The following is a 9,927-nucleotide window of genomic DNA, read 5'->3' as shown; positions in this document are numbered from 1 at the left end:
TAATTTGCCTGTTACTGGATCAAAACGTACTGTCCCTTGTGCAGTGCCGCCTGTTTGGGTAATCGTATTGCCATCATTCACTAAGAAATCATCATTGGCCAATACATTAAATTCTAACGGAGTGCCAAAAACTGCTGATGCCGTGTCATTAGTAACCACTGCAGTCAATGGATGTGGGTCAGTGTTGTCTGGATTACCATCTCCATCTGAATCAGCACTTAATGGATTAGTACCTGCTGCTACTTCTTGACCATTAGTTACCCCATCACTATCACAGTCTGAAGTGTTCCAAGAAGCCGTTGGTACTAGTGTTTGATTTGCTAATACAAAATCACAGGTGTTTGTTGGACTTGTATTGTCTGCGATTTCTGTACCATCTTTAACTCCATCACCATCGGAATCAGCACTTAATGAATTAGTCCCTGCCGCTACCTCTTGGGCATTAGTCAAACCGTCATTATCGCAGTCGTTAACCGGGAAGTTTTCGCATGGACCAACAACTAAAGTAATTGTTTCCGTTCCACAATTGGTTGGATTGATTGTTTCGCAAACTTGATATGTAATTGTATAGGTTCCTGCCGGTGTATTAGCGGGTACACTTACTTGTCCTGATGCTGTATTGATACTTGGAACAGCGCCTCCATTAATTGCAATAGCAGCTGTAGTTACTGTAACCGTGAGATCCGTAGCATTTACAGCAACACCATTTAAAGTGTCGTTCGTTAGTATATTGCCGGCATTAGCGTTACCAGTTACTCCATTAACATTAGAAATGGTTTCATTATTAACAGTTAAAACATTAGCGAAAACACGAATTGTAATTGTTTCTGTATCACAATTGTTTGGATCAATTGTTTCGCATACTTGATATGTAATTGTATAGGTTCCTGCTGGTGTATTTGCAGGTACACTTACTTGTCCCGTTGCTGTATCAATACTTGGAACAGCTCCACCGTTGATAGCAACAGCAGCTGTAGTTACTGTAATAGTTACTACCGAAGCGTTTACAGCAACTCCATTTAAAGTATCGTTCGTTAAGACATTGCCAGCATTGGCATTTCCAGTTATTCCATTTATATTTGATATGGTATCAGGATTTCCATTTATTGGTTGGGATTGAACGGCAATTGATACCATTGCAGTAGCACAAACATTGCCTTGGCAAACTTGGTACACTATCGTTACTGTTGTGCCTACTTCGGTTGCCGTAGCGCTATACGTTAATTTTCCTGTTACCGGATCAAAACCTACTGTCCCTTGTGCGGTACCTCCTGTTTGAGTAATCGTATTGCCATCATTCACTAAGAAATCATCATTGGCCAATACATTAAATTCTAACGGAGTGCCAAAAACTGCTGATGCCGTGTCATTAGTAACCACTGCAGTCAATGGATTTGAATCGTTATTGTCTGGATTACCATCACCATCTGAATCAGCGTTTAATAAATTTGTTCCAAGTGTTATTTCTTGACTATTTGACAATCCATCTCCATCACAATCTGCTGAATACCAAGCAGTCGTTGGTGTAAAAGTTCGATTTGCACTATTGTAATCACAATAATCTGAAGGAGCAGTTCCATCAGCCGTTTCGTTAGCATCAGAAACACCGTCACCATCCGAATCTTGATCTACTTGAACATTTAGACTTCTTAAAGGTCCAGAACAAATGTTACCATTTGCTTTTACCGAAATAACCCCTGCATTTGTACCAACCACAACCGAAATTGTATTGGTATATGAAGATCCTATCCAACCGTTTGGTAAAGTCCAAGTGTACGAAGTTGCTCCAGAAACAGCGCTAACAGTATATGTTTGTGTTGTTCCTAGAATTGGGAAAACAGAACCATTTATCGTTCCCGGTTGAGCTGGGGTTGCAGGCTGTGGTACAATGGTGACACTTGTATTTCCACTTACACAAGCATTCGTGTCTTTGACCGATACATTGTATGTAGCTGCCGCTAATCCTGTAAAAATGCCTGTTGTATTACTGTAATCGGTTCCATCAATACTATAAGTCATTCCTGTTGTGAGCGGACTAGTTATGGTTACCGTCCCTGTAGCCACACTACAACTAGGCTGAACAGCCGAAAGTTGCGGAGACTGAGGCAATACGTTTACAGTTACTGCCTCCAGGGCTGTGCTTTGACATCCGCTTGAGTTAGTCACTACAATCGAATAGTCTCCAGACATTGTTGTTGTGTAATTAGCAGTAGTTGCTCCTGCAATATTTACTCCTTCTATTTGCCATTGGTAGGTATTGTTTGAACCATTAGCATTCACTGAAAGTACCGCAGATGATCCAGCACAAATACTACTTGATGGAGCACTGCTAATACTAACCACCGGTAATGCATTTACCGTAATGGCTATCGGACAAGATGTAGACACCAAACTACCATCGGTAATTTGAACTCTATAATTTCCGGTTATTGTGGCAGCATAATTAGCATTTGTACCTCCTGTTGCAATTGAACTGAAACCTGAACCGGTATCCAATTGCCATTGGTAAGTTGGATTAGTATAAGCACTTGCATTAGCCGATAAATCAATAGATCCTCCTTGACATACTTGTGTAGACCCTCCTGCCGAAACCGAAGGTACGCTTACCAAGGTAGTTGCTGTAGAGGTTGCAGTACAAGTTTTTTCAGTGATAATTACTTGATAGGTTCCAGCTGTGCTTGCTTGATAAGTAGCAGATGTACCATTAGTAACTATATTTTGAAATAGTCCCGAACCATTCTTTTGTTGCCATTGATAGCTAGGGCTTGCTGCTGAAGTGGTTGCAGTTAACGTAATTGAACTCGTGCTACAATTAGAAAATGCTAACTGTGCTCCCTGAACAATTTGTGCGGTTGGAATAGCATTTACGGTTATAGTTTGTGGGTTACTTTCGGCAGATAAACATCCTATAGCCGTAGTTTGTTTCACCGTAAAATTGCCTGATAATGAAGTGGTGTACGTACGTGAAGTAGCTCCAGCAATTATTTGTCCATTGTTGTACCATTGATTTCCTGTAGTTGCACTACTTGTTATAGTAACTGCAGTTCCTGCACAAACCGATGTAGCATTTGCGCTCAATGTTGGAGCTGCTACAATTGGGATACACGGATTTAATGGTGCTGTATCCGTTCCATTTGTGGTACCGTCATTATCACAATCGGCTGCATTCCAAACTGAACTTGTTGTTGCTGTCTGATGTGCTAATAAGAATTCGCATCCATTAGTTGGACTAGTATTATCAGCAATTTCTGTTGCATTGATTACACCATCCCCATCACAATCTGCTGCATTCCATGCTGCATTTGGACTCAAAGTTTGATTTGCCAATACAAAATCGCAGCTGTTTAATGGACTAGTATTATTCAATTTTTCCATTCCATTAGTCACACCGTCTCCATCACAATCTGCCGAATTCCATGCTGAATTAGGTGTAAGCGTTTGATGAGCAGTATTAAACTCGCATGAATTTATTGGACTCGTTCCATCAGTAACCTCAGTTCCATCTTTTACACCATCACCATCAGAATCTGCAATAAGCGTTCCTGTACCTGAAACCAATTCTTGAGCATTGGACAATCCATCACTATCACAATCTGCCGAATTCCAAGTTGAATTTGGCGAAAGAGTTTGACTTGCTACCAGATATTGGCAATTGTTTGTTGGACTTGTTCCATTCGTTACTTCTGTCCCATCGATGACACCATCTCCATCAGAATCCGATGTTAACGGATTAGTTCCTGCAACTAATTCTTGGGCATTAGTCAATCCGTCATTATCACAATCAGAAGTGTTCCAAGCAGTAGATGGTGTTAAAGTTACATGAGCCAAAACGAACTGACAAGGATCTATTGGATCTGTACTATCAGTTAATTCTGTACTGTCTTTTACCCCATCTCCGTCTGTATCTTGACTTAACGGATTAGTTCTTGCTGCGATTTCTTGCGCATTCGTTAATCCATCACTATCACAATCTGCTGCATTCCACGCTGAACTTGGTGACAAGGTTTGGTTTGCCAATACAAATTGACAATTATTAGTTGGACTTGTTCCATTTGTTACTTCAGTGCCGTCAATAACTCCGTCACCATCGGAATCAGCATTTAATGGATTTGCTCCAGCTGTAATTTCTTGACTATTAGTCAAACCATCATTGTCACAATCAGCTGCATTCCAAGCTGAACTAGGTGTTACTGTTACATGAGCAATTATATATTGACACGGATTAGTCGCACTTGTGTTGTCTGAGATTTCAGTACCATCTTTGACTCCATCACCATCGGTATCTGGATGTAACGGATTGGCTAGATTAGCTATTTCTTGTGCATTTGTAAGACCATCGCTATCACAATCAGCTGCATTCCAAGCTGCATTTGGTGTCAAAGTTTGGTTTGCCAATACAAATTGACAATTGTTAGTTGGACTTGTTCCATTAGCAACTTCCGTTCCATCTTTTACACCATCGCCATCGGAATCAGCATTCAATGTAGTAGTACCTGCTGTTATTTCTTGCGCATTAGTCAATCCATCATTATCACAATCAGCTGCATTCCAAGCTGAATTGGGTGTCAAGGTTTGATGCGCAACAACAAACTGACAGGAGTTAGTAGGATTGGTATTATCGGCAACTTCAGTACCATCTTTAACTCCATCGCCGTCGGAATCAGCATTTAAAGGAATAGTTCCTGCTACAATCTCTTGTGCATTAGTCAATCCATCACTATCACAATCAGCTGTATTCCAAGCTGTGTTTGGAGTCAAGGTTTGACTAGTTAATTTAAATTGGCAGTTGTTAATTGGACTTGTTCCGTCAACAACTTCTTTTCCATCTTTAACTCCATCACCGTCTGAATCAGCATTTAATGGATTACTTCCTGCTGTAAGCTCTTGTGCGTTGGTCAACCCATCATTATCACAATCAGCAGCATTCCAGAATGTACTTGGTGTAAGCGTTTGATTTGCCAAAACAAAATCACATGGTGATAATGGGTCGGTTCCGTTTTGAGTTTCTTTTAAATTAGTTACACCGTCGCCATCACAATCTCTAGCTGACCAAGCAGTATATGCTGCTGTCCCGCTTGCCGGTACACTAGTATAACTACATGAGTCGTTAGGGTCCGTATTGTTAGCCGTTTCAATAGCATTGGTTTCGCCATCTCCATCACAATCTGATGCCAGCCAAATGGCGTTAGTCTTATTTAAATTTACTGAACCTCCTATGCACGAATTTAACGGTGCTGCATCGGATCCATTTTGTGTTCCGTCGCCATCACAATCCAAGACAGCCCATGAAGTATATGCTGAACTTGAATTAGTTGGTGCTGTTGTGTAGCTACAGGCATTATTTGGATTAGTTCCATTGGTGGTTTCTACCCCATTATTTTCACCATCACCATCACAATCTGCCGCTCTCCAGAGGGTATTAGACGTAACTGGAGTTCCAGATCCTCCAACACATGGATTTAAAGGGGCCAAATCAGAACCATTTATTGTTCCATCTCCATCACAATCCAAAGCTGCCCATGTGGCATATCCTGGACTTGAAGAAGATGGTGGAGAAGTATAGCTACAAGCATTACTTGGATTAGTACCGTTGGCAGTTTCAACTCCATTGGTTTCTCCATCATTGTCACAATCTGCTGCTCTCCAAATTAAATTAGTTGTAATTGCAGTTCCTGTACCTCCTACACATGGGTTTAATGGCGCCGAATCGGATCCATTAAGTGTTCCGTCTCCATCACAATCTATGGCAGCCCATGTAGCATAGGCTGGACTTGAATTGGTAGGCGCTACTGTAAAACTACATGCATTAGACAGGTTTGTACCATTAGTTGTTTCTGTACCATTGGTTTCTCCGTCGCTGTCGCAATCAGCAGCTAACCATAACGCATTTGTGGTATCTTGAATTCCTGATCCTCCCAAACAAGCATTTAATGGCGCCGAATCATTTCCGTTTCTTGTTCCATCACCATCACAATCTGCATTTTGCCATGCTAAACTTGGCGTTATTGCCTGAGAGGTGGTTTTAAATGAACAAGCGTTTGTTGAAGAAGTTCCATCGATAGCTTCTTGGAAATCCATTACACCATCGCCATCTGAATCTACCGCAGTAACTGAAAGATTTAATACGCCTATTGTGGTTCCGCCACTACCATCACTAACAGTATACGAAACAGCTGGCACACTACCATAATAATTAGTTACGGGGATGAAAACATACGTTCCATCTACATTCATAACGAGAGAGCCTACATTTGGAATGGTAGCCGTTTGACCCGCTGTAAATACACCTGTCAGGCCGTTCACCGTAAATTGTGTTACGCTCAAAGTGTCGCCATCAACATCATTATCATTAGTTAAAACGTTCGCTGTAGCCGTTGTGTTTTGTGGGGTTGTAATCGTTTCATTTGTTACAACCGGAACGTCATTAACTGCTGTTACAACAACACTTAACGAACTATTCACAATCGTTGCTCCATCAGATACTTTGTATCCAATTGTTGGCACCACGCCGTTATAATTGGCTCCGGGAGTGAAAACATAAGTCCCATCTGTGTTTACTCTAATTGTACCAACACTAGGGATACTAGCCGTTTGACCCGCTGTAAAAGTTTGACCTAATATACTAAACTCTGTAATTGTTAAAGTATCATTTTCTTCATCAGTATCATTGCTCAATACATTACCTGAAACAAGGGTATCCTCATGGGTGGTTGCCGAATCAGTTCTTGCTACTGGTGGATCATTGAGAGAAGTTACCGTAATATTTAATGAACCTATAGCCGTTGCACCATTACCGTCAGTTATGGTATAACCTATGGCAGGCACAGTTCCGTAATACGAATCATTAGGTGTAAAAGTGAAAGTCCCATTAGTGTTGACAATAATAGTTCCAATAGCGGGTAAATTAACTATTGTTCCTACAGGATAGTTGGATCCGTTGTAACTGAACGAACTAACACTTAATGTATTGTTTTCGGCATCGGTATCATTAGTGGTCAAATTACCATTTAGTACAGTTCCTTCTGGTGATGATATTGTATCGGTTACTGCCACTGGAGCATCATTTACTGCTGCTACTGAAAGATTAATACGGGCTGTATTTGTCAATCCGCCATTGTCTTCCACAGTATAGGTAATTGTTGGTACAGCACCGACATAATTAGCAGCTGGAGTAAATGTAAAACTACCATCAGACTGCATCACTAATGAACCAACTCCACTAATAGTGGCCGACCCAGCTGTGCTTGCACTCACCACATAGGTTTGTCCATTTATTTCAAACCGAGTTATTTTTAATGTACCTCCTTCTACATCCGAATCATTGGCTAATACATTAGCTACAATTGGGGTATCCTCTGGAGTAACAATATTATCGTCGTTAACTGCATTAGGGATATCATTTATACCGCTAATACTAATTTGGATTGATGCAGTATCAAGTCCTCCTTCTCCATCACTTATTGTTGTAACAATAGCAGGAACAATACCATCATAATTAGCATTTGGAGTAAATATATAATCACCATTAGTGTTTACTACAATAGTTCCAACACCTAAAATAGTGGCCGTTGTTCCAGCTGAATACGTATAAGTAGTCGTGTTTAACGTAAATGCAAATTGAGTAACTACTAAGTTTGTTAAAGGGGTATCGGTATCCGTAGCGTTTGCGGTTATGATATTTCCAGAAGCTACTGTGTCTTCGGTTACTGTTACGGATTTATTTCCCACTACTGGTGGGTCATTTGCAGGATCAATAAACAATACCAATTTAGCCGTGTCACTTCCTCCTCCAATATCCGTAATTGTATAATTAATTTCGGGAACTACTCCATGGTAATCTTGTGCTGGCCTAAAGTTGAATGTCCCATCCGTGTTAATCTGAATGGTTCCTACTCCAGGTATGATTTTGCTTGAGCCTGCTGCAAAAGTTCCTGTAACTCCATTAATAGTAAAGCTACTAACTGTAATTGTGTTTCCTTCTAAATCAGTATCGTTAATAAACAAATTACCATTTAATGGAACGTCTTCTTGAGTAGTAAATACATCCTCACCCGCAGTTGGCGGATCATTTACTGGAGTAATACTCAAGTTTAAGTTTGCAGTAGTATTCCCTCCATAACCATCGCTTAAGGTATAGTTTATTGCAGGAATACTGCCTGTATAATTCAATGCAGGAGTAAAAATATAAGTTCCATTCGCATTGATGATAATCGTGCCTACTCCGGGTATACTGGCTGTATCTCCCACATTATAAGCAACTCCGCTAACACTAAATTGCGTTACTATAAGTGTATTCAAATCTACATCCGTATCATTTGAAAGTAAAGATCCTGTTGCTTGGGTGTCTTCTGTAACTACACCTACATCATTTGTTCCTATAGGTTGATCGTTAACCGCAACAACCGAAAGTGTTACACTACCCGAATCACTCCCTCCATTGGCATCAGTAGCCAAATAATCAATAATTGGTATGGTTCCGTTGAAATTAGCTATTGGAGTAAATATTAGTACTCCTGTTGCACTTATCGTAATCGTTCCCTGTGCAATTGTTGCTGTTTGACCTGCTGTATAAGTAATTCCACCAACCGTAAAACTATTTACTGTTAACGCCGAATTGCCAGAACCTTTGTCGTTTGAAAGTACATTAGCCGTTACAGCATTGTCTTCATTCGTACTAATAATATCGTCTACAATAGCAGGAAAATTAGTAATGATTAATCTCGCAACATCCGACACTAACTCGCCACAAATGAAATTAGACTGTATTGTTTTTAAACGATACTTGTACTCGTTCATGTTTATAGTTACGTTAGTCAAAGTTAAGCTTGTCGTTGAGGCTCCAGAATACAAACTAGAATTAGTAATGGTAGTCCATGTTGCCCCCCCGTTAGTGCTCACTTGCCATTGGTATATAGTGGTTCCAGAACCTGGAGTAACTGTAGCAGAGAAAACTGTATTCTCTGCTACCGCAACACTTTTATTAGAAGGTGACACTGTAATAACACTTGCCGAACCCGCAGTGGTAACATTACCATTAGTGCCCGTGTAAGTTGCAGCGGTTACTTTACCATCTAGTCCTACTGCTGGTGGATTTCCTGTGCCATAGTAATTGTTGCCATCTGTACCTTGGGCTGTAGTGCTTCCATAAGCTTCATTAGCATCTGAACAGCCATCATTGTCTGAATCGGTATCCAATTGATTGGAAATGCCATCGCTATCAGCATCACAATCTAAACTTGGATTGGTTATGTTGGTAAAAGTAAATGTCGCTTTTTTGCCAGTAAATGGAGCCGAAATGTATCTGTCAGTACCTAAATAAGCTCCGGCATCTGAGTAGGTTGTCCAAGTTCCTGTTTCTACATAACCACTAGATGCAGTATTGTCAATTAAATACGTATTGATTCCATTACTGATCAAATACGCATCCGCTAATACATAGGTCCCGTTTGTAGAAGCTGTTGGTTCAATAGAAACCGTAATTTTTTTATTGGTATCCGAGAACACTCCCGATGCCAATAACTTCCATTGTTTGCTATTGTAAGTCAAATTAGTACCTGCTACTTGCTCATTCAACACCACATTATAAGTATATTGACCTTTAATTACGACTGGGACATTGGTCGAATGTGTATTGAATGTTCTTTGGTACACATAAACATTATAGCCCGCTAAGGCATCACATTCCACTGTGTCTAAAATTCCATCATTGTCATCGTCCAAATCAAAAATATCAGGTACTGCGTCACCATCTGTATCAATACAAGCTGTGAGTTGTTTATTAATAGCTATATCATAAGTATAATTATTGCTGTACACACCACTATCTGAAGAAGTTTCTACAGCATCAGCTAAACCATTTGCTCCTACTGTTGTAGTATGTGCATAATTTGCTGTTGATGAAGTTGTTGTTCCAGCTTCTTTAGCATC

1 protein-coding gene (running past one end of the window) is annotated in these 9,927 nt (G+C 40.3%); it reads right to left on the bottom strand.

Annotation, left to right across the window (positions count from 1 at the left end; all coding sequences use genetic code 11):
* Nucleotides 1–9,927: part of an Ig-like domain-containing protein coding region (locus tag RMR09_RS11350; protein ID WP_310595919.1), annotated on the bottom strand (this coding region is incomplete at its 3' end). 17,445 nt of the annotated region lie beyond the right edge of the window; the window shows 9,927 of its 27,372 annotated nt.

It is taken from the genome of Flavobacterium sp., assembly GCF_031537875.1.
In the GTDB taxonomy this organism is placed as follows: Bacteria; Bacteroidota; Bacteroidia; order Flavobacteriales; family Flavobacteriaceae; genus Flavobacterium.
The sequence above is the reverse complement of the archived record's forward strand: the minus strand, read 5'-3'. Positions and strand labels throughout refer to the sequence as shown.